Raw genomic sequence first — 22,371 nt, 5'->3', positions numbered from 1 at the left:
ATAACTCCAGAGCAAGAAGCGCCCAAATGCCCAAACGTACAGACATCTCCTCGATCCTCGTCATCGGCGCCGGCCCGATCATCATCGGTCAGGCCTGCGAGTTCGATTATTCGGGGACGCAGGCGATCAAGGCGCTCAAGGAGGAGGGGTACCGGGTCATTCTGGTGAACTCCAACCCGGCCACGATCATGACCGATCCGGACATGGCCGACGCCACTTACATCGAACCGATCACGCCCGCCATCGTCGCCAAGATCATCGAGAAGGAACGTCCCGACGCGGTACTGCCGACGATGGGCGGGCAGACCGCGCTCAACTGCGCGCTCGACCTCTTCAACGACGGCACGCTGGAGAAGTATGGCGTCACCATGATCGGCGCCAATGCCGATGCCATCGACAAGGCCGAGGATCGCCAGCGTTTCCGTGAGGCGATGGACAAGATCGGCCTGGAATCCGCGCGTTCGGGCGTCGCCCATTCGCTCGACGACGCCTATGCGGTGCTCGAACGCACCGGCCTGCCCGCGATCATTCGTCCCAGCTTCACGCTCGGCGGCACCGGCGGCGGCGTGGCCTACAACCGGGAGGAGTTCGAGACGATCGTGCGCTCCGGCCTCGATGCTTCTCCGACCAACGAGGTCCTCATCGAGGAAAGCCTGCTCGGTTGGAAGGAATACGAGATGGAAGTCGTGCGCGATCGCGCCGACAACTGCATCATCATCTGCTCGATCGAGAACGTCGATCCGATGGGCGTGCATACGGGCGATTCGATCACCGTTGCCCCGGCGCTGACGCTGACCGACAAGGAATACCAGATCATGCGCTCGGCGAGCATCGCCGTGCTGCGCGAAATCGGCGTCGAAACCGGCGGTTCGAACGTACAGTTCGCGGTCAATCCCAAGGACGGCCGCCTCATCGTCATCGAGATGAACCCGCGCGTTTCGCGCAGCTCGGCGCTGGCCTCGAAGGCGACCGGCTTCCCGATCGCGCGCGTCGCCGCGAAGCTGGCGGTGGGCTATACGCTCGACGAGATCATGAATGAGATCACCGGCGCTACTCCGGCCTCGTTCGAGCCGACGATCGACTACGTCGTCACCAAGATCCCGCGCTTCGCTTTCGAGAAATTCAAGGGCGCGAAGGCGGAACTGACCACGGCGATGAAGTCTGTCGGTGAGGTCATGGCAATCGGCCGCAACTTCAAGGAGTCCTTGCAGAAGGCGCTGCGCGGTCTCGAAACCGGCCTCGACGGCTTCAACCGCGTGCCCGAGCTGGAAGGGGCAGGGCGCGACACGATCACGGCGGCGCTGGCGAAGGCCACGCCCGAGCGCCTGCTGGTCGCGGCCCAGGCCATGCGCGAGGGTTTCACGGTCGACGAGATTCACGCGATCACGTTCTACGACAAGTGGTTCCTGCGCCACATCGAGGAGATCATCGCCGAGGAAGCGAAGGTCATGCAGGACGGCTTGCCGATCGACGCGGCCGGCATGCGCCGCCTGAAGGCCATGGGCTTTTCCGACAAGCGGCTTGCCACCCTCGCGGTGCGTTCGGTGGGCGTGGCGGGCGGCCTTGGCGAGACGCAGGCCAGGCGTTCCGGCCTGCTCCACGACGCGCTGCGCGCCATGGCGGGAGCGACGAGCGAGGATGAGGTGCGTGAGCTTCGGGGCAAGCTGGGCGTTCACCCGGTCTTCAAGCGCATCGATTCCTGCGCCGCCGAGTTCGAGGCGATCACGCCCTACATGTACTCGACCTACGAGGCGCCGTTCTTCGGCGAACCCGAAGACGAGGCCATGCCCTCCGATCGCAGGAAGATCGTGATCCTCGGCGGCGGCCCGAACCGGATCGGGCAGGGCATCGAGTTCGACTACTGCTGCGTCCACGCCTGCTTCGCACTGTCCGAGGCCGGCTACGAGACGATCATGATAAACTGCAACCCGGAGACCGTCTCGACCGACTACGACACGTCGGACCGTCTCTATTTCGAGCCGCTGACGGCCGAGGACGTGCTGGAAATCCTGCGCGTCGAGCAGTCGAAAGGCGAGCTTGTCGGCGTCATCGTCCAGTTTGGCGGTCAGACGCCGCTCAAGCTGGCTCACGCGCTCGAGAAGGCCGGCATTCCGATCCTTGGCACCTCGCCGGACGCGATCGACCTTGCCGAGGATCGCGAGCGCTTTGCCGCGCTGGTCGAAAAGCTCGGACTCAAGCAGCCTGCCAACGGCATCGCGCGCAGCCGGGATGAGGCTGTCGCCGTCGCCAATCGCATCGGCTATCCGGTCCTTACCCGCCCCAGCTACGTGCTCGGCGGCCGGGCCATGGAAATCGTCGACAGCGAGCAGCAGCTCGACGACTACATCGCGACTGCCGTGCAGGTTTCCGGCGATAGCCCGGTCCTGATCGACCAGTACCTGCGCGACGCCATCGAATGCGACGTCGATGTGCTGTGCGACGGCGAACAGGTCGTCGTCGCCGGCGTCATGCAGCACATCGAGGAAGCCGGTATCCACTCGGGCGACAGCGCCTGCACCATCCCTCCCTACAGCCTGCCGGGCGAGATCATCGAGGAAATGGAACGCCAGGCGGAGGCTCTCGCGAAGGGCCTTGGCGTGCGCGGCCTGATGAACGTGCAGTTCGCGGTGAAGGGGGACGATGTCTACCTCATCGAGGTCAACCCCCGCGCTTCGCGTACCGTGCCCTTCGTTGCCAAGGCCATCGGTCAGCCCGTCGCCAAGATCGCCGCGCGGGTCATGGCTGGCGAGAAACTGGCCGATTTCCCGCCGTTCAAGCGCGATCTGGATTATATGGCCGTCAAGGAAGCGGTGTTCCCCTTCGCGCGCTTCCCCGGCGTTGACCCGGTGCTGAGCCCGGAGATGAAATCGACTGGCGAGGTGATGGGCATCGACAGAGATTACCCCACGGCCTTCGCCAAGGCGCAACTGGGCGCGGGCATGAAGCTGCCGACCGAAGGCACTGTCTTCGTCTCGGTCAAGAACAGCGACAAGCCGCATATCCTGCCGGCCGTGCGCCGCCTGATCGAGCAGGGCTTCAGGATTATCGCAACTTCGGGCACGCAGAAGTACCTGGCCGATGCCGGGCTCGCTGTGGAGAAGGTCAACAAGGTCGCGGAAGGGCGTCCGCACATCGTCGACAAGATCATTGACGGCGAAATTTCCCTTGTTTTCAATACGACAGAGGGATGGCAGAGCCTCAAGGACTCGCAGTCGATCCGCGCATCGGCGCTGCGGGCGAAAGTCTCGATCTTCACGACGGCGGCCGCCAGCGTCGCCGCTGCCGAGGCAATTGCGACAATTCGTGGCAGCCAGCTTGAAGTGCGCTCATTGCAGGATTATTATAGCTGAAATCGATCTTGCCTCCCCACATCGCTGCGGATCGCACCTGTTCCTTCAGGGACGGGACAGGCGATTAGTCGGCGACAACGGAGGCAGCAGGAGAAAATGCCGATGGCCAGTATCGAAAAGCTGCCCATGCTCGCCGAAGGGTATGAAAAGCTTACCGCCGACCTCAAGGCTCTGCGCGAGGAGCGACCGCGCATTGTCGATGCGATCGAGGAAGCGCGCGCGCATGGCGACCTTTCGGAGAACGCCGAATACCACGCCGCCAAGGAACGCCAGGGGCAGGTCGAAGCGACCATTGCCGACCTGGAGGACAAGATTAGCCGGGCGCAGATCATCGATCCGGCCACGCTTTCGGGCGACAAGATCATCTTCGGCGCCACAGTGACCCTGCTCGATGACGACGAGAAACCGGTGCGCTATCAGATCGTCGGCCCCTATGAGGCGGATGCCAAGGTGGGGCGCATCAGCTACAATTCGCCGCTGGGCAAGGCGCTGATCGGCCGCAAGGTCGATGACGAGATCGAAGTGACCGTGCCGTCCGGCGACAAGTTCTATCTCGTTCAGGGGATCGAGTTCATCTGATCCGTGCCGGGGCCTGCGGGCCTGGGTATGGCTGACAAGAAAAAGGCCGGCAGCGATGCCGGCCTTTTCGTTTTCCCTTCGCCCGAGAGGCGCGATCAGCCTTCGGGCAGTTCAGGCTCAAGCAGGCGGTGGAGGTGAACGATCACGTACTTCATCTCCGCGTCGTCGACCGTGCGCTGCGCATTGGAGCGCCAGGCTTCCTCTGCGGAGGCGTAGTCAGGATAGACGCCGACCAGATCGACGTTCTTGAGATCGGCAAATTCGAGGCTGCGCGGGTCCGAGACCCGGCCGCCCATGACGAGGTGAAGCTTCTGCATGGGAGAGGACCGCTTTCCTGATTAGCGAGGAGGCGCTCCTATAATTTTTGATATGGGCAAGAGCAAGCACGGATCGCGGGAACGACCCATAATTCACAGATATTGCGAATTGTTAGCAGTAACGGAGATCAGTCCCGGATGCGATGCTTCAGTTCGCCCGCCTTGTCGGCGATCTGATGACCCTTGTCGGCCGCGGCATGGCCTACCTTTTCGGCGCGTTTGACGGCCGCCCGGCCCAGCGCGCTGGCGGCGGCAATGGCGGCAAGCCCGTACCTTTCGAGTTGCGCCGCCGTCACTCCGCCGGCCTTCTCTGCCCGGGAAGCGAGGTCCTCCGCCTTGTGCCTGGCGTCGTGGCCGAGGCTCTGGACTTTCCCGGAAGTGTCCCGCCCGAACGTCATGGCCGCCGCGCCTGCCGCTTCGGCAATGGTGACAGCCCGGCCCGCCAGTCTGCGGCCGGCCTTGCGAGGCAGCAGTGCGCTTATGGCGATTCCGGCGGCGAGTCCCCCGGCGACTGTCAGCACCGGGTGCTTGCGCACGAAGGTGATGACCTTTTCGGACGGTTTCGGTTCTGCCGGAACGGGAGTGAGCGCGACTACCCTGTTGGAGTCATCCGCGCCGGGAGGCGTGTGGGGTGTGTTCGGATCGTTGTCAGGCATCGTCTGCTTCCTTCGTCCGGTTCATCGCCGGACCGAGCAGTTCCTCGATCCAGGCGATGATGGGGTTCCTGAGAAACCAAAGCGCAAGCGCCGCTATGGTTCCGCCGATGACGCCGGGATGGCTCTCCGCGACGTCGACTGCCTCATCCAGGGCGCCGCGCGCCTTTTCCATCGTTTCGTCGAGGACGCGTCCGGCGAGGCCGCGTTCCTCCATGTCGGCCTTGATCGCTCCGTAGCGTGCATCGAAGGCTGCTCGTGCGACATCGCGCGCGGCGCGATCGGCTTCGAGTTGCAAGGCAAGCTTCGCCATCTGGCTAACCCTTTTTGTCGGATATGGCGTTCTTCAACCGCTTGAGCCTCGCTTTCGCCGCAAGGGCGCAAATCCCCGCGATCGTCAGCAAGGCCAGTGTGACCGCGGCCATCGCGCCCCACGCCGTCAGGACGGGGCCAAGCGCTATGACGGCGCCGACAACCAGCGCCATGACCGCGAAGAACACCAGAACGACCGCGACGACGCCAAGCAGGGCGATGCCCTTTGCCTCGGCGCCCGCGTATGCCGCGCGCGTCTTCTGAAAGGCGAACTCGGCCTCGGCCAAGGCACGCGCATCCCGCATGAGCTGCTGCACGTCCTCGGCAAGCGTCGGATCCTCCGCCTCATGCGGCGAAGGGGCAAGTCCTGGCGTCATTTCCTGCACGGTCTTCCGGGCGTCACTTGCTCTTCTTGAACATGCGGCCCACGAGGAACCCTGCGGCAACTGCCATACCGATGGCGACGCCCGGGCTCTGCCGTACGAATTCCTTCGCGTCCTCGCTCAGTTCGTCGAGACTCTTTTCATCGAGTTTGGCGGCGACGTCCTGCATCGACTTCGACGCGTGGCGAGCGTAGTCGCCATATTTGGCGCCGACCTTCTCGTCGATGAGGCCGGCGTTCTCGTCGATCAGCTTCGAGATTCCCGCGATGGCCTGACTGGTCCTCGCCTTGCCTTCGAGCGCGAAATCGGTCGCCCTGGTCTTTGCGTCCGCGGCGTAGGCGTTGGCCTTTTCCCGCGCGTCGGTGGCGACAGCGTTCGCCTTGTCGCGGGCCTCGGTCGAGCGGGTCCTGGCTTCGCTGGTCCATTCGGACCGAGTCTCGTTCAGTTTGCCCAGATAACCTTCCGCGAGAGTCTGCGCTTCCTTGCCAAGCGCCTGAGCGCCGGCCCTGGCTTCTTCCATGGCCTTGGAGAAGTGGTTCCGGGCGTTCTCGGTCTCGTTTCCGCTGGTAACGGTGGGATCGGCCATGTGTCTATCCTTCCTTCCTTACCCGTTGGCGCCGGGGGGTACCTATATAGGCGTATCGCGCTGAGAATAACACAGCTTGCGGTATAGTTCTGCAACGCAACTTGTCAGGCTAGGTTCCCCTGCTAAGACGCGCGGCCAAAGGCGCATTGGCGCGCGCAAGAGGAGACTGACGCAAATGACCGCGATCATCGACATCCACGGCCGTGAAATTCTCGACAGCCGTGGAAATCCCACCGTAGAGGTGGACGTGCTGCTCGAGGACGGCAGCTTCGGCCGCGCCGCCGTGCCCTCGGGAGCCTCCACCGGCGCCCACGAGGCTGTCGAACTGCGCGATGGCGACAAGGGGCGTTACCTCGGCAAGGGCGTTCTCAAGGCTGTCGAGGCAGTCAACACCGAGATCGCGGAAGCTCTCGTCGGGCTCGACGCGGAGGACCAGCGCGACCTCGACATGACCATGATCGCGTTGGACGGCACCGAGAACAAAGGCCGCCTGGGCGCGAACGCGATTCTGGGCGCCAGCCTTGCCGCCGCCAAGGCCGCCGCCAACGCGCGCGGGTTGCCGCTTTATTCATACATCGGTGGCGTTTCGGCGCATGTGCTGCCGGTGCCGATGATGAACATCATCAACGGCGGCGAGCACGCCGACAATCCGATCGACTTCCAGGAATTCATGGTCATGCCGGTCGGCGCCGATTCGCTGGCGGAGGCCGTGCGCTGGGGCGCCGAGATATTCCACACATTGAAGAAGGGCCTTTCGGAAAAGGGGCTCGCCACGGCCGTGGGCGACGAGGGCGGCTTCGCCCCGAACCTTGCCAGCACTCGTGATGCGCTCGACTTCATCATGGCCTCGGTCGAAAAAGCCGGGTTCAAGCCGGGCACCGACATCAAGCTCGCGCTGGACTGCGCCTCGACCGAGTTCTTCAGGGACGGCAAGTACGAGATCAGCGGTGAAGGGCTCTCGCTCGCGCCTGCCGCTTTCGCCGACTATCTTGCCGACCTGTGCGACGCCTATCCTATCATCTCGATCGAGGACGGCATGGGCGAGGACGACTTCGAGGGCTGGAAGGCGCTGACCGACAAGGTCGGAGACAGGGTGCAACTGGTGGGCGACGACCTTTTCGTCACCAATCCCAAGCGCCTCACGATGGGTATCGAGCAGGGGCTGGCAAACTCGCTGCTGGTCAAGGTCAACCAGATCGGGTCGTTGACGGAAACGCTCGAAGCGGTTTCGATCGCCCAGCGCGCAGGATACACCGCCGTCATGTCGCACCGTTCGGGCGAAACCGAGGATGCGACGATCGCCGATCTGGCCGTCGCCACCAACTGCGGTCAGATCAAGACCGGTTCGCTGGCCCGTTCGGACCGGCTTGCGAAGTACAACCAGCTCATCCGCATCGAAGAAGAGCTGGGCAAGGCCGCGCGTTACGCGGGCGAGGGTGCTTTCGGCCGTCTCGGCGCCTGACGACCTGACGGAAAATCGGGTCCGGGTGACCGGTTCCAGGAAGGAACCGGTCACCCGGTGCAGCGGCGATTTGGGCCCGGGCTTGCCTTTCCTACGGGGGGGGCGAAAAGGTGCGGGGACTCTCGGTGTTATCGCGCCGCTGCTGAGCTGTGTCCCGGGTCGTCGAGGAGGACGACCGACCGGGACGAGGATGCGAAATATTCGAGCATGGCGGCATAGCCGCGTGCGCTGAGCTTGACGTAGACGCGGCGGGCATCGCCGGGGTCCGCTTCGCGGACCAGGAGGCCGTGCTTTTCAAGGATGGTGATCCAGCGCAGCGCCGTCGTCGACGGTACGGCCGAGCCGATGCAGGCGCTGGTCACCGAAACGCGCCGCCGCTCCTTGGCGGCGATGAACAGGTCGAGCAGGATATCCCACGCCGGTTCACCGAAGAGCGCCTCGATGCCAAAGATCTTGGTGCGCCGCCGTCGGTCATCGTACGCCTGCCGTGCAAGCTCAACCCAGATCGGATGATCCTGGCGTGCCGCCTCCCTGGGCACGGCGGCATGACTGCCGGCACTCAAGGCGCCGGCGCTTTCGGAGATGAGTGGCTGGCCAATTTCCAGCTCGCGCGCCATTGCCAGCAACTCGTTGGCAATCCCGATCAGGCGAATGGCCTTCGCCCGATTGCGCATCAATTGGTCCGTCATTTCCATCGACCACAATCACCGGCGCAAGGCTGAAGAACGCGCGAACGAAGGCGTGATCCTTCGATTACGGACGATCTGCAGCGACTATCCCAACGATTGCGATGCAAGGGCAGCAGAGCCAGAGTGTTGTTCTGAACCGGCCAGGTACCTTGCATCGCAACCCACGCGGGTCATTGTCACGAGGTCGGGGTGGTCGTCTCCCCAAGGTTAGTCCGGTGTGGAGATATTCCCTTCGACATTGAACTCTTTGCAAAGGGCGTGGATCGCCACATCGAGGTGTGCCGCGGCGACCAGCGCCCCCAGGGATTCCAGTTCGACGAGTCTTTCCCTCAGGTCGCCGACAAGCTGTTCTGCCTTCTCTTTCCTATTCACTTCAATGACCTCCGGCAGGAAAGGGACGGCCCTTTACCTGGGTCCATGATCCCCGGACCGGGGTGTACGAGCCGCGCTATCGTGCCGCGGCGTGATTGCTACAAGATACCTCCAATCAGGATCAGAACAGGAAGACTAATATCCTTCAGCTACACAATCCACTCCAGGATGAAACAATATATATTGCAGTGTCCTGAACGTGAACAGATTGTAAGGATAAATTAAATCTCGGATGCGTTCTTTGAGCTTGGGCAATAGTTGTTATTTTGTATGGGTTGACATGGCGACGTTTAAGTATTTTTACTTAACATTCGCCTGCCGTGCCAGGCAGAAGATCACTTCAGATGCCATCTCGGGTGCCGCTGACAGCACGCCAAGTCGCCCGCAGCGCCCGCCTGATCGAATACCACAGCGCATCTTGATCCCTGCCAGTCCGCCGCGCCTGCCGATCGGATCAGCCGCCAAATCGTTCTTTCAGTTCAAGCAGCGCGATCGCGGCCTTGGCGGCCTCGCCGCCCTTGTCCTTCTGCGCCGGATCAGCGCGAACGAGCGCCTGCGCCTCGTCCTCCACGGTAAGAATGCCGTTGCCGATGGCAATGCCGTCCATGGTGAGCGCCATGATGCCGCGCGCGCTTTCGCCCGCGACGATCTCGAAGTGATACGTTTCGCCGCGAATGACGACACCAATCGCGACGTAGCCGTCATAATCGCCTGAGGCATCGGCGAGCGAAATGGCGCCGGGAATCTCCAGTGCGCCCGGCAGGGTGATCACCTCGGCCTTGTGCCCGGCGGCGCTGAGCGCGGCCCGGGCCCCCGCGACCAGCATGTCGTTGAGGTGGTCGTAGAATCGGGCTTCGACAATCAGGAAGCGGGCCATGTCAGCGTGTCTCCTCGGCCATGATGGCGGAAATCGGGCGTTCGCCAACAATATTCAGGCCGTAGCCTTCGAGCGCGACGAGTGAGTGGTGGGTGTTGGTGAGCAGAATCATGTCGTGGACGCCCAATTCGGCCAGAATCTGGGCGCCTACGCCGTAATCTCGCAATTCCTCGAGATCCGGATTGCCGCCGTCGCGGACCTGACGCTTTATTTCCATCACCCGCGACATGAGCCGGTTCATCGGCCGGTTGATGACGACGATGACTCCCGCGCCTTCCTGCGCGATCATTTCCATCGACCGGGTCAGCAGGTCGGCGCGCTCGCCCATGTCCTCGCCGAAAATGTCGGCGAAAAGGGAAAGCGTGTGCATGCGCACGAGGGTCGGCTTCGTGGGGTCGATGCCGCCCTTGACCAGCGCGACGGTCTCATCGCCGGTTGCCCTGTTGTAGTAGGAGCGCGCGATCCAGTCGCCGCCGTGGCGGCTGTGGAAGGATATCTCGTTCTTCTTCTCGACCATGCGGTCGTGCTTGCGGCGATAGGCGATCAGGTCGCGGATCGTGCCGATCTTGAGATCGTGAAGGCGCGCGAAGGTGATGAGATCGTCCATCCGCGCCATGGTCCCGTCATCACACATGATCTCGCAGATCACGCCGGACGGATTGAGCCCGGCAAGGCGCGAGATGTCGACCGCCGCCTCGGTATGACCGGCGCGGACCAGCACGCCGCCATCGCGTGCGCGCAGCGGAAAGACGTGTCCGGGGGTAACGATATCGTCCCTCGTCTTGGTGCCGTCGATGGCGACGGAGATGGTACGCGCGCGGTCCGCTGCGGATATTCCGGTGGTCACGCCGTCGCGCGCCTCGATGGAGACGGTGAAGGCCGTCTCGTGGCGCGTGCCGTTGTTCTGGCTCATCAGGTTGAGCCCGAGTTCCTCGACGCGCTGGCTGGTAAGGGTGAGGCAGATCAGCCCACGCCCGTGCGTCGCCATGAAGTTGACCGCGGACGGCGTCGCCATCTGCGCGGGGATGACGAGATCGCCCTCGTTTTCCCGGTCCTCGTCATCGACAAGGATAAACATGCGTCCGTTACGCGCTTCGTCGATGATTTCCTCGATTGGCACGAGTACCTGCCGATCGTCGTTCGAGAAAAGCGCCCGTTCGAGTTTGCCGAGAGTTTCGGCGGTCGGATTCCAGTCGGGCTCGGTGCAGTCACGCAGCGTATTGGCGTGCAACCCGGCGGCGCGGGCGAGGCCGGCCTTGCTCATTCCGCCGTCGGTGACGAGCCTGCGGACTTGATCTATGACGTTGCCTGACATTGGATTACTCGCACTCACATTTTGATGTGATTTCCGTATGCCAAAATCACATTGAAATTCAAGTCCGCTTTTCCGCTCTAACGGAAACGGGGCCCGGACGATCTCTCGTCGGGCCCCGCTTTTACCGTTTCAGGCGATGCCCGAAATTCGGCTCACGCGCTCTGTTTGGCGCCGCTCATCATCTTGGTAATGTCCACCTGACCCGTGGAAAGCCCGCCCATGAAGCCGCCGTCTACCGGCATGACGATGCCGTTGACGACGCCGGCGAGGTCGCTGTTGATGAGTACCAGCGGTCCCGCCTGTTCCTCGGGCGTAGTGTAACGGCCGAGCGGTTCGGCGGCGGCATCGACCACGTCCTTGCCTGACGTGGCATGGAAGGTTGCCATCATCGGCGTCTGGGTCGGCGAGGGCAGCGAACAGTTGATGCGAATGCCCTTCTTGATGAGCCGCGCGCCCATGAACTGGGTCCAGACGATCACTGCTTCCTTGGAGAAGGCATAGCCTTCCGCGACCTGGTCCATGTTCGCTTCGCACCATTCGAGGCCGGCCTGGAACCCCTGGGTCGCGAGAAGCTGCATGTGAACCGGAACGCGCCGGCTCCAGCCGAGACCGCCCGTGGAAGCGATCGAGACGATCGCACCCTTGCCGTCCATGAGCGGCACGACCTGCTCGGTCAGATGACGCGTGCCGAGAAAGTTCACCTTCATGACGTCGAGAGGCGGGAAGCCGCCGCCGCCGGGAAGCCCGGCGCAGTTGAACAGGCAATCGACCTTGCCGCCGACCCCGGCCACCGCCGCTTCGATCGTGGCAGGATCGCGAAGGTCGATCTGGGTGAACGACGCCATCGGCACCGCGCTTTCCTTGAAGTCGAAACCGTGTACTTCGGCACCGAGGTCGACCAGCAATCTCGCGGTCGCTTCGCCCATGCCGGAAAAGCATCCGCTGACGATTACACGCTTGCCCTTGTAGCCGAGTACGTCACTCATGTTTCATTCCTTCCTCTCATGGGCGCAGCACGTCGGGCGCGGCCCCGAAAATAATGTGCAGTAGCTAGGCGTACAGGCGCCCATGCATCAACAGGCGCGCAGGCTGATCGCCTCTGCGATGAGGTTTCAATTCGTTCGCGATCAGGCGCGTGGTGTAACGGCTGCTCACCCTGCGGTGGATCGCCTTGCTCACCTTGCTTCCGCCTCCTTGCTAGCCACGGTAAGCAAAGGCATGGCATCCGATGGTGGGAAAGTGATGACAAGGCAGGCGACCACACCCGAGCAGCCGCCGAGAGCGTGCAATGCAGATCGTGTCCGTGGCGGCGCGCGCGCCGGCGACCCGGTTCCTGCGGCGTATCGCGAGCCCGAACGCGCCGCGCGTATCGCGCTTCTCCCGGAGAGCTTCGAGCGCTTGGTGGGCCGGCCGCTGATTGGACCGTGCAACGATATGGTCTCGACGCTGTGGCAGGCGCCTTTCGCCGTGTTGGCGCACGGGACCGAGCCCGATCCGGTGTTCTTCTTCGGCAACGCCTGCGCGCTGGCCGCATTTGATAGCGACGTGGAGAGTTTCATCGCGATGCCTTCGCGCCTCTCGGCCGAGGCGCCCTTGCGCGAGGAGCGACAGGCCTTGCTCGAACGCGTCACCGCGCAGGGATATATCGACGACTACGCCGGCATCCGCATCAGCGCGAAGGGGCGGCGCTTCAGGATCGGGCCGGCCGTGGTCTGGAATCTTGTCGACAGCGCAGGCCACTACCAGGGACAGGCCGCGACTTTCCTGCCGTGGGCGTGACGTCCGCCGCAGGTCCGACAACGCTAAAGCGCGTGACTTGAAAGCCGGGCCTAACTGCTATCGACATGCCTGCGCGCGGCCTCCGCGCGTCGGCGCTTTCGATCCTCCAGTTCGCGCAGGGTCCGGAGCCGGTCATCGATGACGTCGGCGAGTACCGCCCCACGTTGGCCGGGCGGTTTTTCGGGGCCAACCGTCGTGTCGCGGTGAGTCTGCCGCTCGATCTCCGCGTTGACGAGTGCGCCGAGCAGCACGCCATAGGCGGACAGAAACAGCCACATCAGGAATACCACAATCGCCGAAAGCGAGCCGTAGGTCGCGTTGTAGTCGCTGATATAGGCGACGTAGAGCGAAAAACCGAACGACACCAGTATCCACAGTAGCGTGGCGAGGACCGATCCGGGCATCAGCCAGCGCCATTTCGCGGGGCGCCGGTCCGGCCCGTAGCGCATGATAAGGGCGAATCCGGCGCTGCCCAGCGCGATTGCGACGCTCCACGTCAGGATCCGGAACAAGGTCTGGGTCGATGCGCCGAGATAGACTTTCGTCTGCACCTGCAGCCAGGCGAAGACGCCTCCCGCCAACACGCCGGTCAGCGCGATCAGCACGGCCGCCAGCGTCAATCCCGCGGCACGCAGCGATACGGCGATCATGCCGCGCGTCTCGTGCTCCTCGTTGATGATGTTGAGTGCGCTGATCATTCCGTATGCCGCACGCATGGCTCCGAAAACGGCGAAGAACAGTGCGACTACGAGCGCCAGGCCGGTGACGCCGGAACTGGTCGATACGATAGTGAGCAACTGTTGCTCCAGCACATGAGCCGCTTCGGGTGGGACCACCTCGACGATGCTCGCCATCTGCTGGCGTACCGTATCGACATTTCCTATCAGCCCATAGATCATGACGGTCGCGGCGATGAGCGGCGTGAGCGCAAGGAAGGAGTAGAAGGCGAGGCCTGCCGAGAGCATTCCGAGTTGATGAAAGCCGCTCATCACCCACACGCGGTTGATGACGCCTTTCCAGGCGCCGATCGGCATCGAGATCGGCGAGTGCGCATCCGCGCCGGGACGGGGGGCAGGCGATGGGGTATCAGCTTCCATGATGACCTGTCTCACATGGAACTTTCGCTGTTGCAAAGCGCTTCAAAAGTTCAGGAAAGATCGGGTGAACCGGTCTAATGCGGGAATGATTCGTCGCGTTGCTCATGCCTAGGCTAATGGACACCATGCCTCCTTGTTCCCTGCGTAAACGCGACAGTTCAAGCGTGATTGCATTGTCGCTTGCGCTGTTTCTGGCGACAAATCCGGCACACGCACAGGACTCGGTGCCTTCGAATTCCACGCCGAACCACACCGCCGATGCTGCAGGCGAAGAGGTCGATCTGGAAGCAGGGGACGTACCCGTTCCCGCACCGCCGGCCGATGCCGACCTACCACAAGTCGACCCGATCATCAGCAATGAGGAATTCAACGCTTCGATACCGGATCTCGATGTCGCGGACGATTCCGAACTCGACCGGCCGCTCGAATCGATCGAGGCTTTCGAGCGCCGGATCGCGGCGGAGCAGGCCGATGCCGAGCCGGAAGCGGGGCAGGCCGCTCCACTGGGCAGCGCTGCCCTGTCCGATGAAGACAGGGTAGAGGAAATCGGCGACGCACCGGTGCGCGACGCGGAACTTGTCGCACCGCTGCCGCCGATCGAGCAGTTCGAAGTCACGCCCGTCGAGCTGGCCGAGCCCGCCGACGATGAGCAGGACGTCACGATCGCCTACGAAGTCAGGATTGAAGGCCTGGAAGCGGCGAACGAAGAGACCGGCGTCGATCTGCGCGACGAGTTCAAATCCCTGTCCGCGCTCAGGAAAGGCGACGGCAAGGCTGCCAACGTCGCCATGATCTCGGCGAGGCTTTCCGAGGACCGCGAACTGATGCAGGCCATCCTGGCTTCCGAAGGCTGGCATTCCCCGGTCGTGAGGACACGTATCGACCGCGGTGAAGACGGGAAAGACCAGAAGTTGATTGCGGTCCTTTCCGTTCAACCGGGGAAGCGGTACGTATTCTCCGAAATCAATATCGATGCCGAACCGACCGTGCCGCCCTCGCTGATCGCGGACAACTTCGCGCTCAAAGCCGGTCAGCCTATCATCGCCAGCCGTGTGCTGGGCGCGGAAGCGAAAGTGGCGGTGGCCCTGCCGGAGAACGGCTATCCTTTCGCGCAAGTGGGAAACCGCGACATACTGCTCGACCGGGAGACAGGCGATGGCGTCTATACCCTGCCGGTCGACATCGGCCCGCGCGGCCGCTTCGACGGGATCACCACGGACGGCGACCTCGCCTTCGATGCCGATCACATCAGGGTCCTGAGCCGGTTCAAGCGCGGCGATCTTTACGACAGCCGGATGGTCGACGACCTGCGTAAGGCGCTCGTGGCTACAAGCCTGTTCTCGACCGTTTCGGTCGAGCCCCGCAAGACCGGCGAACCGGCCGGCGACGGGACCGAGTATGTCGAACTCCATGTGAACCAGCAGGCCGGCCCGCCGCGCACGATCGCCGGCTCGGTAGGGTACGCGGCGGGTGAGGGAATTACCGCCGAGGCGACCTGGACTCATCGCAATATGTTCCCGCCCGAAGGCGCATTGATCGCGCATGTTCTGGCCGGTACCCGGCAGCAGGGCGCCGGCGTGACCTTCAGGCGTTCCAACGCCGGCAAGCGGGACCGCACGTTCCAGGTGGTCGCCGAGGCCTTCCACAACGACTATGACGCCTACAGTGCCTATACCGGCCGTCTTGCCGCCAACATCGCCCGTGATTCCACGCCGATCTGGCAGAAGAAGTTGACTTATGCCTACGGTGTTGAACTGCTGGCGACGGGCGAGACGGACTTCAACGCCGCAACCGGCACACGCAGCCGCCGCACCTATTATATTGCCGGCGTCAGCGGTCAGGCCGGCTTCGACCAGACCGACAGCCTGCTCGATCCGACCGAAGGTTACCGACTGACCGCGCTTGTCCAGCCCGAGGCGACGGTGAACAAGGGCTTTGATCCTTACGTTCGCGCCAGACTGGATGCCTCCGCCTATTATCCCGTGACGGACCAGTTCGTCGTGGCGGGACGGGTTCGGCTCGGTACGATCCAGGGCGCGGGACTGTTCGACATCGCGCCCTCCCGGCGCTTCTATGCCGGCGGCGGCGGATCGGTGCGCGGCTTTGCCTATCAGAAGCTGGGCGAGCTGGCACCGGACGGAGATCCGATCGGCGGGCGCAGCCTGAACGAGGCCTCGGCCGAAGTGCGCTATCGTTTCGGCAACTACGGGGTCGTCGCCTTCATCGACGCCGGCCAGGCCTATCGCGAGACGACGCCGCAGTTCTCCGATCTGCGCTATGGCGTCGGGATCGGCGGGCGCTTCTATACGAACTTCGGGCCGGTGCGGCTTGACGTCGCGACGCCGCTGTCCCGCAGGCCGGGCGAGGCCCGGTTCAACATCTACGTTTCAATCGGGCAGGCGTTCTGATGGCCGCGGAAGAACAACCTCCTTCCGATATGCCGCCCGAAACCACGGGCGAACACGAGGCTGTGGAACGCCGCTCGTTCTGGCAGCGCGCCAGGGTGCGGGCGCTCAAGACCGCGGCGCTGGTCATGCTGGGCCTCGTTGCACTCGTCGTCGCGGTGATCATCGGCATTGACACCGGGCCGGGCCACCGTTTCGTCGCGGACCGGATCGCCGCGCTCGAGTTCGAGAACGGGATGAAGATCCGCGTAGGGCGGATCGAGGGGTCGCTCTATGGGGAAATGACGCTGCACGACCTGTCCGTGCGCGATCCCGAAGGCGAGTTCCTGTTTTCGCCCGAAGTTCATGTCGACTGGAATCCCTTCGATTACTTCAGCAATCACGTGAACGTCCACAGCGCGACGGCGCAGCGCGTGATCCTGCGTCGGCCGCCGCAGTTCCGCGAAACACCGCCGAGCGACGAACCGCTGCTGCCCGACCTCGACATCGACGTGGGGCTGCTGCGCATCGACCGCTTCGTCATGGAACCGCCCGTGGCGGGCGAACGGCGCGTCATGAATTTCTCGGGCAAGGTTCATATCGCCGACGGACGCGCTCAAGTGCAGGCCAAGGGCGGGACCATCGCGGTTCAGGGGGGGGAGGGCGGCGATCGTTTCGATATCGCGCTGGATGCGGTCCCGGCCGAGAACCGGCTCGGGATCGACGTAGACCTTTTCGCACCCGCCGGCGGCGTGATCGCCTCGCTGGGCGGACTGGAACAGCCGTTGAAGCTCGGCGTCAGCGGGAAAGGCGACTGGGCTGCGTGGAACGGCAGGTTGATTGCCGATCTGGGCGAAGGGGCGCTGGCGCGACTCAGTCTCTCCGCGCGTGACGGCACGTTCGCGATCAAGGGGCCTACGCGGATCGCGCGGCTGTTTTCAGGCCCGACAGCGAACCTGCTGGGGCCGATCACGAACTTCGACGTGACGGCCGTGCTCGACAAGCGCAGGGCGGACGTGTCGGGAATGATCTCCAGCGACGCCTTCAACCTGACGCCGAACGGTATTGTCGACCTGTCGAACAACAGCTTCGACGACCTCAGGCTCGCCTTCGTCCTGCTCAAGCCCTCGGTGCTTGCCGAAAACCTGAGCGGCGCGGGCGTGCGGGCGAACCTGACGCTCGACGGCGCGTTCGGGACTCCCGATGTCGGCTATCGGATCACGGCGAACCGGCTGGTCATGAACGACATCGGGCTGCAGAACTTCACGGCGGTGGGTGCCGCGACGGTCAACGCGGACCGGATCATGATTCCCGTTAACGCGCGTGCGAGCCGGATTACCGGGCTGGACACGGTTGCCGGAGGCACGCTTGCCAACGTCCGGCTTGCGGGCGACGTCGCCATTGACGGCCCGCGCCTGCTTTCGGACAACATGCGCCTGACGTCGGACCGCATCGACGCTGGGCTCATTCTCGTCGCCGACCTGAGCAAGGGCTTGTACACCGGGGCGATCGACGGCCGCATCGACAACTACCGCCTGGCGAGCGTGGGCATTTTCAACATCCGCGCGGATATGGATCTCAAAAGCCGCGAGCGGGGCTTTGCACTGGAGGGCACGGTCCGCGCGCGTTCGACGCGGCTGCTCAACGACAGCCTGGAGAGCTATCTGGGCGGGAACCTCGCTGCCTCGGCTTTCGTGAACTATGGATCGGACGGCGTCGTCAGGTTCTCCAGACTGCAGCTGACCGCGCCTGACCTTTCCGTCCGCGGCGGCCACGCAAGCTGGTCTCCTGACGGACGCATCGCGCTGGTCGCTGACGGAACCTCGCGGCGCTATGGCGCCATCGGCGTTCGCGTGGCGGGGACACTCGACAATCCGGATGCCCACATCACCGCCGACCGCCCCGGACTCGGCATCGGGCTCGCCAATCTCGACGCGCGCGTTACCGGCGTCTCTGGCGGCTATCGCCTGGATGTGACCGGAGACACCGATTACGGCCCGCTGAAAGCCGATGTCACGCTCGGGAGAGGCGAAACCCTGTCCTTGCAGATCAACACGGCGAACCTGTCCGGCGTTATGTTCGACGGCAGACTGACCCAGACCAGGGCAGGGCCTTTCGTTGGACAGCTCACGGCCAACGGCAACGGTGTCGGCGGCGTGCTGATGCTGGGAGCCGAAGGCCAGTACCAGGCCATCGATTTCAACTTGCGCGCGCAGAACTCTGTCTTCGAAGGCCCGGCCAATCTCGCCATCCGTTCGGCGATCATCGACGGGCGCGCGGTGCTCTATGACCGGCCGACTGTAGTGGCCGACGTGCAGCTTTCCGGAACGACGCTCGGCGAATTCAACCTCGCCGCCGGTCGCCTGCTGATCGATTACCGCGACGGTCGGGGCAAGGCCAAAGGGCTGATCGAGGGCGTCAGCGGCGTACCGTTCCGCGTGGCCTTCAACGGCGACCTCCAGCCCGAGGTCTGGCGCGTTGCCCTTGAAGGCAAGGTTCGCGGACAGACGATCGCGACGAAGACGCCCGCCCGGATCGTGCCGACGGAAGCCGGATATGACCTGCTGCCGACAGCCGTTTCCATCGGTAGCGGCACGGTCAGGCTCGCGGGAACCTATGGCCCGGGCATCAAGCTGCAGAGCCGGCTCGAGAACGTCGACATCGCGCTGATCAATGCCTTCGTTCCGGGCTACGGCCTTGGCGGCAACGCGAGCGGCAGCCTGGACTTCGCGCAGCCCGATCCGGCCGCGTTTCCCCGCGCCGACGCGCGGCTGAACCTGCGAAACTTCACCCGCACCAGCTCGAACACGGTCAGCCAGCCGGTGAACATCAACTTCGTCGGCAAACTGCTGGCCGATGGAGGTGAGGCAAGGGCGGTGTTCCGCCGCCAAGGCACCGTCGTCGGCCGCATGGCCGCCAGCCTGCGGCCGCTTCCTCCCGGAGCGGGGCCATGGACAGAGCGGCTTATGGGCGCGCCCCTGAGCGGCGGCATCCGCTACAACGGCCCCGCCGAAACGCTGTTCTCCTTCGCAGGTCAGGCAGGGCAGACGCTGAACGGTCCGATTGGCCTCGCGGCGGACTTCTCGTGCCGCGTGTCCGACCCCTGCCTCTCGGGTCTCGTGCAGGGCAAGGACCTGACCTATGAGAACCAAACCTATGGAACCCGGCTGACCAGGCTGAACTTCGCCGGCAGGTTCGCCGGTAACCGTCTGGACCTCCAATCTCTGACGGCACGCGCAGGCGACGGCTCGATCAAAGCCAGCGGCTATATCAGCCTTGCCGCCGACGCGGGCTATCCGATGGACGTGTCGGTCGAGCTCGACCGGGCTCGTCTCGCCCGCAGCAATTCGATCTCCGCCAACGCCACCGGCAGCCTGCGGCTGAGCAAGACGGCGGGCCAAACCGCGCTTCTTTCCGGCGATCTGCGCCTTCCGGAAACCCGTTACCAGCTCGTGCGTGAAGGTGCCGCCGAAGTACCGAGACTTTCCGGCGTGCGCTTCAAGTCGACGCGCGGCCCCGCCCGCGTGACCGGCGACGAGCCCGCCGAACCGTTCGCGAACGTGTTTTCCACGCTTCGGCTCGATCTCCATCTCCGGGCACCGGAGCGGCTCTATGTCTCGGGCATGGGGCTCGAATCCGAGTGGAGCGCGAACTTCGATGTTGGCGGAACCAGCGCCGCGCCGACGATGACGGGCAACGTCGACCTCATTCGCGGGACGCTGGGCTTCGCGGGCCGTTCGTTCGACCTGTCCGACGGGGTGGTTTCCTTCACCGGAGGCAGAACGATCAATCCCACGGTCGCGATCACTGCGCGGGACACGGTCGAGGACATCGACGTTGCCGTGGTCGTCGGGGGGAGGGCGGACAACCCGCAGATATCGTTCAGCTCCACCCCGAGCCTGCCCGACGACGAAATCCTCTCCCGCATCCTGTTCGGCAGCTCGATTGCCAATCTTTCGGCGATCCAGGCCGTGCAGCTGGCTTCGTCGCTCAATTCCCTGCAGGGATCGGGTGGCGGGCTCAATCCGCTGGGCACGCTGCGCTCGGCAACGGGCATAGACCGCCTGCGCATACTTGGCGCGGACGAAACCAGCGGCCGTGGCACGGCGCTTGCGGCCGGCCAGTACATCACCGACGACGTCTACGTCGAGCTCATCACCGACGCGCGCGGCTTTACCGCCACGCAGCTTGAAGTCAGCCTGACCAAGTGGCTCTCAGTCATGAGTCAGGCGGGCGGCTCGGGCGCAAACAGCATCAATCTGCGGATCAGGAAAAACTACTGATGCTCCGGGCGACCGTACCGATTCTGTTCCTTCTCATGCTGGCGGCCTGCGAGCGCGAGCCGGACTTCGACGAACGCTACGACGCGGCTAACGAGAAGATCCGGAGCATGGCCTCCGAAATAGACGCGCAAATCTCGGCAACACCCGCGCCCGATGTCGAGGAGGGCGTTGCCAGAGAAGAGACGGACTGATCGGAAACCTAAGGTTTACCCGCTGGCGCTATTCCTGCCGCCGTATCAGCGCGGGCTTGGGGTCGGGAATGAAAGAAACCATCAACTGTGACAGGCTGGGGAGGCGCCTCACGGTGCTGCTGCACGGGCGTTGCCGCAAGTCCAGCTGGGAAGTCTTCGACGTTGAGCTGGACAACATCTCGGAAGGGGGCTGCTGCGTCGCCGGCGGTCCGGACCAGTTCCAGTCAGGTCAGCTCCTGTCGCTGCGCTTTGCCAATCTCAGGAATATCGATGCGGACGTGCGCTGGGTCCGCGATGGCAAGGTCGGCATCGAGTTCCGCGTTCCGTTGAAGCGCGGCGTGATCGCGGAACTGAAACGAGCCTATGGTATCGCTGTCGGCGTGCCAGGCTCCCGGCGGCCGGCCTTGTTCACGAACCGGTGATCAGGGCCGATATTATTGCTGTTGCCAGCGATCGTATTCATGGAACAGCTTGAGGGGGCTGGTGCCGAACCAGCTATAGCCATTGCGTCGCTCGATGCTCAGGTCGTTGACATCGTCATGGATCGTACGATCGCGATCACCGAACACCGGCGCGAAAGTCCGCACATCGTAGAAGCGCGACCAGATCGGTCCCGCCCCGGATTTCGCGATCAGCCGGCGGCCTTGCGGGCCATCCGGTCGGTTCGGCCATTCGACTTCCATAAGGGCATGTTTGCGCAGCCACGCCACGCCGCTGTCAATCGCGGAGGCAACTTCGGGCGTCTGGTGCGGCTGCTTCATCAGGAAGAGCAGGAGATCCACGCTCTCATCCGTCGACAGCGCGGCAGGCTCGAAGTTCCGGGCACCGGCAGGGGTCAGGGTCAGTGCGTCATATTGTTGGCCCCAGATCGTTCGCTCGCCATTCACCACCACCTGCGTAGCGAGGATCACATCGCGCGCGCGAACGGCCGCCTTATCGACTTCGGCGGCAAGGAGCGGGGGGACGAAGGCAAAGTCACCCTTGCGGCCTGCTATGTCCAGCATGAGCATGGCGGTGCGCGACACCGCGCGGTCGTTATAGGTCAGTGCGTCATGATACCCGCCCTGGAGCGGAAAGACCTGCGGCCATCCGCCGTTGGGAAACTGTGCGGTGAGCAGGTAGCGCACGCCCTTTAGGAACGCGGCGCGATATGCGTTTCCGTCGGGGCCGGGCAGGCGTGCTTGCACGCGCGCAAGGAAGCGCAACTCGGTGATCGTGGCGCCGTTGTCGATCGTGCCGACAAAATGCCAGCCGGCATCCATCGAGCGAATATCGCCCGTAGCGTTTGCGGGACGGTTCTCGACCGGCACATAGCTCTGCCCCGGGACTCGGCGCGCCGCGGTGCGGTCCTGATTCTTCCCCCATCCGCCGGTGGGTGTCTGGAAGCTCACGATATTGTCGGCGACCTGGCGCGCCTCGGCGCTGCCGTACCAGTCGGCCGGGCGATCCAGCGGCATTCCGTCCCCTCCTGAAGGACCGTTTGCCGGACCGGCCGGAGCTGGTTTGCCCTCCCGTTCGGCAGCGAGCGCCGCCTTGTCTGCGGCCATCAGGGCGCGCGATCGGGCAAAATAGTCCAGCCACTTCTGTCGCTCTGGCGCGGCCAGATCCCTGATCCGTGCCTCGGTGATCGGATCGGCGGGTACCATCTGACCGACCACCTTCGCCGGGACTGGCTGAGAAATCAGCAACAGGCCCGCCGTGAGAGCGGAGATTCTCATCACCACGCGCGCGCGCCTGACCCG

At 63.9% G+C, this 22,371-nt stretch carries 20 protein-coding genes; 8 read left to right on the top strand and 12 right to left on the bottom strand.

Features of this window, described 5'->3' with window-relative positions; all coding sequences use genetic code 11:
• Positions 1-26 precede the first annotated feature (26 nt).
• Positions 27-3,350: a carbamoyl-phosphate synthase large subunit gene (gene carB / locus IEX32_RS08250; protein ID WP_188770338.1), complete on the top strand. Its 3,324-nt coding sequence runs from the start codon at positions 27-29 to the stop codon at positions 3,348-3,350.
• Positions 3,351-3,452: 102 nt separating this feature from the next.
• On the top strand, positions 3,453-3,929 hold the full coding sequence (gene greA / locus IEX32_RS08245) for a transcription elongation factor GreA (protein WP_188770336.1): 477 nt from the start codon (positions 3,453-3,455) through the stop codon (positions 3,927-3,929).
• A gap of 95 nt (positions 3,930-4,024) precedes the next feature.
• Here greA and IEX32_RS08240 read toward each other — a convergent pair whose 3' ends face one another.
• The 5 genes from IEX32_RS08240 to IEX32_RS08220 form a co-directional block, all read right to left on the bottom strand.
• Complete coding sequence (locus IEX32_RS08240) at positions 4,025-4,246, bottom strand: DUF4170 domain-containing protein (RefSeq protein WP_188770334.1); 222 nt, start codon at positions 4,244-4,246, stop codon at positions 4,025-4,027.
• Positions 4,247-4,374: 128 nt separating this feature from the next.
• The gene (locus tag IEX32_RS08235) at positions 4,375-4,902 is read right to left on the bottom strand and encodes a hypothetical protein (protein WP_188770332.1); all 528 of its coding nucleotides are present in this window, start codon (positions 4,900-4,902) and stop codon (positions 4,375-4,377) included.
• A complete protein-coding gene (locus tag IEX32_RS08230; RefSeq protein WP_188770330.1) occupies positions 4,895-5,212 on the bottom strand; it encodes a hypothetical protein in 318 nt (105 codons plus the stop codon). Before IEX32_RS08230 ends, IEX32_RS08235 begins: the two co-directional genes overlap by 8 nt.
• A gap of 4 nt (positions 5,213-5,216) precedes the next feature.
• Positions 5,217-5,588: a phage holin family protein gene (locus IEX32_RS08225; RefSeq protein ID WP_188770328.1), complete on the bottom strand. Its 372-nt coding sequence runs from the start codon at positions 5,586-5,588 to the stop codon at positions 5,217-5,219.
• 22 nt (positions 5,589-5,610) lie between these two features.
• Positions 5,611-6,180, bottom strand: a complete 570-nt coding sequence (locus tag IEX32_RS08220; protein WP_188770326.1) for a hypothetical protein — start codon at positions 6,178-6,180, stop codon at positions 5,611-5,613.
• A gap of 175 nt (positions 6,181-6,355) precedes the next feature.
• Here IEX32_RS08220 and eno point away from each other — a divergent pair, with 175 nt between their 5' ends.
• Entirely contained in the window at positions 6,356-7,642 is a 1,287-nt protein-coding gene (eno, locus tag IEX32_RS08215) for a phosphopyruvate hydratase (protein WP_188770324.1), read from the top strand.
• Between the two features lie 128 nt (positions 7,643-7,770).
• On the opposite strand, the gene IEX32_RS08210 is transcribed toward eno, so the two are convergent.
• From IEX32_RS08210 to IEX32_RS08190, 5 genes are all read right to left on the bottom strand, one after another.
• Positions 7,771-8,337, bottom strand: a complete 567-nt coding sequence (locus IEX32_RS08210; protein WP_188770321.1) for a helix-turn-helix domain-containing protein — start codon at positions 8,335-8,337, stop codon at positions 7,771-7,773.
• Positions 8,338-8,538: 201 nt separating this feature from the next.
• Entirely contained in the window at positions 8,539-8,703 is a 165-nt protein-coding gene (locus tag IEX32_RS08205; protein ID WP_188770319.1) for a hypothetical protein, read from the bottom strand.
• Between the two features lie 454 nt (positions 8,704-9,157).
• Positions 9,158-9,580: a 6,7-dimethyl-8-ribityllumazine synthase gene (gene ribH, locus IEX32_RS08200; protein WP_188770317.1), complete on the bottom strand. Its 423-nt coding sequence runs from the start codon at positions 9,578-9,580 to the stop codon at positions 9,158-9,160.
• 1 nt (position 9,581) lies between these two features.
• Positions 9,582-10,895, bottom strand: coding sequence for a 3,4-dihydroxy-2-butanone-4-phosphate synthase (gene ribB / locus IEX32_RS08195; protein WP_188770315.1), 1,314 nt, complete (start codon positions 10,893-10,895; stop codon positions 9,582-9,584).
• A 152-nt stretch (positions 10,896-11,047) separates the two neighbouring features.
• Positions 11,048-11,881: a coniferyl-alcohol dehydrogenase gene (locus IEX32_RS08190; RefSeq protein ID WP_188770313.1), complete on the bottom strand. Its 834-nt coding sequence runs from the start codon at positions 11,879-11,881 to the stop codon at positions 11,048-11,050.
• A 256-nt stretch (positions 11,882-12,137) separates the two neighbouring features.
• On the opposite strand from IEX32_RS08190, the gene IEX32_RS08185 reads away from it, so the two are divergent.
• A complete protein-coding gene (locus IEX32_RS08185; RefSeq protein ID WP_188770311.1) occupies positions 12,138-12,674 on the top strand; it encodes an MEKHLA domain-containing protein in 537 nt (178 codons plus the stop codon).
• Positions 12,675-12,724: 50 nt separating this feature from the next.
• On the opposite strand, the gene IEX32_RS08180 is transcribed toward IEX32_RS08185, so the two are convergent.
• Positions 12,725-13,771: a YihY/virulence factor BrkB family protein gene (locus tag IEX32_RS08180; RefSeq protein ID WP_188770309.1), complete on the bottom strand. Its 1,047-nt coding sequence runs from the start codon at positions 13,769-13,771 to the stop codon at positions 12,725-12,727.
• A gap of 104 nt (positions 13,772-13,875) precedes the next feature.
• Here IEX32_RS08180 and IEX32_RS08175 point away from each other — a divergent pair, with 104 nt between their 5' ends.
• From IEX32_RS08175 to IEX32_RS08160, 4 genes are all read left to right on the top strand, one after another.
• Positions 13,876-16,179 carry an autotransporter assembly complex protein TamA gene (locus IEX32_RS08175; RefSeq protein WP_373285434.1) on the top strand — a complete coding sequence of 768 codons (2,304 nt, stop codon included), beginning with the start codon at positions 13,876-13,878 and terminating at the stop codon, positions 16,177-16,179.
• On the top strand, positions 16,179-20,438 hold the full coding sequence (locus tag IEX32_RS08170; protein ID WP_188770305.1) for a translocation/assembly module TamB domain-containing protein: 4,260 nt from the start codon (positions 16,179-16,181) through the stop codon (positions 20,436-20,438). The genes IEX32_RS08175 and IEX32_RS08170 overlap by 1 nt, the downstream gene beginning before the upstream one ends.
• Positions 20,438-20,629 (top strand): hypothetical protein, encoded by a 192-nt coding sequence (locus IEX32_RS08165; protein WP_188770303.1) that lies wholly within the window; start codon positions 20,438-20,440, stop codon positions 20,627-20,629. Before IEX32_RS08170 ends, IEX32_RS08165 begins: the two co-directional genes overlap by 1 nt.
• Before the next feature lie 68 nt (positions 20,630-20,697).
• A complete protein-coding gene (locus tag IEX32_RS08160) occupies positions 20,698-21,051 on the top strand; it encodes a PilZ domain-containing protein (RefSeq protein ID WP_188770302.1) in 354 nt (117 codons plus the stop codon).
• A gap of 12 nt (positions 21,052-21,063) precedes the next feature.
• On the opposite strand, the gene pelA is transcribed toward IEX32_RS08160, so the two are convergent.
• Positions 21,064-22,347: a pectate lyase gene (gene pelA / locus IEX32_RS08155; RefSeq protein WP_229736247.1), complete on the bottom strand. Its 1,284-nt coding sequence runs from the start codon at positions 22,345-22,347 to the stop codon at positions 21,064-21,066.
• Positions 22,348-22,371 lie beyond the last annotated feature (24 nt).

The sequence above is a fragment of the Novosphingobium endophyticum genome (assembly GCF_014640675.1).
GTDB classification, from domain to species: Bacteria; Pseudomonadota; Alphaproteobacteria; order Sphingomonadales; family Sphingomonadaceae; genus Novosphingobium; species Novosphingobium endophyticum.
The sequence above is the reverse complement of the archived record's forward strand: the minus strand, read 5'-3'. Positions and strand labels throughout refer to the sequence as shown.

Excerpts from the sequence above, each read along its gene's own strand:
- carB (WP_188770338.1), top strand. The coding sequence starts at position 27 with ATGCCCAAACGTACAGACATCTCCTCGATCCTCGTCATCGGCGCCGGC.
- greA (WP_188770336.1), top strand. The coding sequence starts at position 3,453 with ATGGCCAGTATCGAAAAGCTGCCCATGCTCGCCGAAGGGTATGAAAAG.
- IEX32_RS08240 (WP_188770334.1), bottom strand. The coding sequence starts at position 4,246 with ATGCAGAAGCTTCACCTCGTCATGGGCGGCCGGGTCTCGGACCCGCGC.
- IEX32_RS08235 (WP_188770332.1), bottom strand. The coding sequence starts at position 4,902 with ATGCCTGACAACGATCCGAACACACCCCACACGCCTCCCGGCGCGGAT.
- IEX32_RS08230 (WP_188770330.1), bottom strand. The coding sequence starts at position 5,212 with ATGGCGAAGCTTGCCTTGCAACTCGAAGCCGATCGCGCCGCGCGCGAT.
- IEX32_RS08225 (WP_188770328.1), bottom strand. The coding sequence starts at position 5,588 with ATGACGCCAGGACTTGCCCCTTCGCCGCATGAGGCGGAGGATCCGACG.
- IEX32_RS08220 (WP_188770326.1), bottom strand. The coding sequence starts at position 6,180 with ATGGCCGATCCCACCGTTACCAGCGGAAACGAGACCGAGAACGCCCGG.
- eno (WP_188770324.1), top strand. The coding sequence starts at position 6,356 with ATGACCGCGATCATCGACATCCACGGCCGTGAAATTCTCGACAGCCGT.
- IEX32_RS08210 (WP_188770321.1), bottom strand. The coding sequence starts at position 8,337 with ATGGAAATGACGGACCAATTGATGCGCAATCGGGCGAAGGCCATTCGC.
- ribH (WP_188770317.1), bottom strand. The coding sequence starts at position 9,580 with ATGGCCCGCTTCCTGATTGTCGAAGCCCGATTCTACGACCACCTCAAC.
- ribB (WP_188770315.1), bottom strand. The coding sequence starts at position 10,895 with ATGTCAGGCAACGTCATAGATCAAGTCCGCAGGCTCGTCACCGACGGC.
- IEX32_RS08190 (WP_188770313.1), bottom strand. The coding sequence starts at position 11,881 with ATGAGTGACGTACTCGGCTACAAGGGCAAGCGTGTAATCGTCAGCGGA.
- IEX32_RS08185 (WP_188770311.1), top strand. The coding sequence starts at position 12,138 with ATGACAAGGCAGGCGACCACACCCGAGCAGCCGCCGAGAGCGTGCAAT.
- IEX32_RS08180 (WP_188770309.1), bottom strand. The coding sequence starts at position 13,771 with ATGGAAGCTGATACCCCATCGCCTGCCCCCCGTCCCGGCGCGGATGCG.
- IEX32_RS08175 (WP_373285434.1), top strand. The coding sequence starts at position 13,876 with ATGCCTAGGCTAATGGACACCATGCCTCCTTGTTCCCTGCGTAAACGC.
- IEX32_RS08170 (WP_188770305.1), top strand. The coding sequence starts at position 16,179 with ATGGCCGCGGAAGAACAACCTCCTTCCGATATGCCGCCCGAAACCACG.
- IEX32_RS08165 (WP_188770303.1), top strand. The coding sequence starts at position 20,438 with ATGCTCCGGGCGACCGTACCGATTCTGTTCCTTCTCATGCTGGCGGCC.
- IEX32_RS08160 (WP_188770302.1), top strand. The coding sequence starts at position 20,698 with ATGAAAGAAACCATCAACTGTGACAGGCTGGGGAGGCGCCTCACGGTG.
- pelA (WP_229736247.1), bottom strand. The coding sequence starts at position 22,347 with ATGAGAATCTCCGCTCTCACGGCGGGCCTGTTGCTGATTTCTCAGCCA.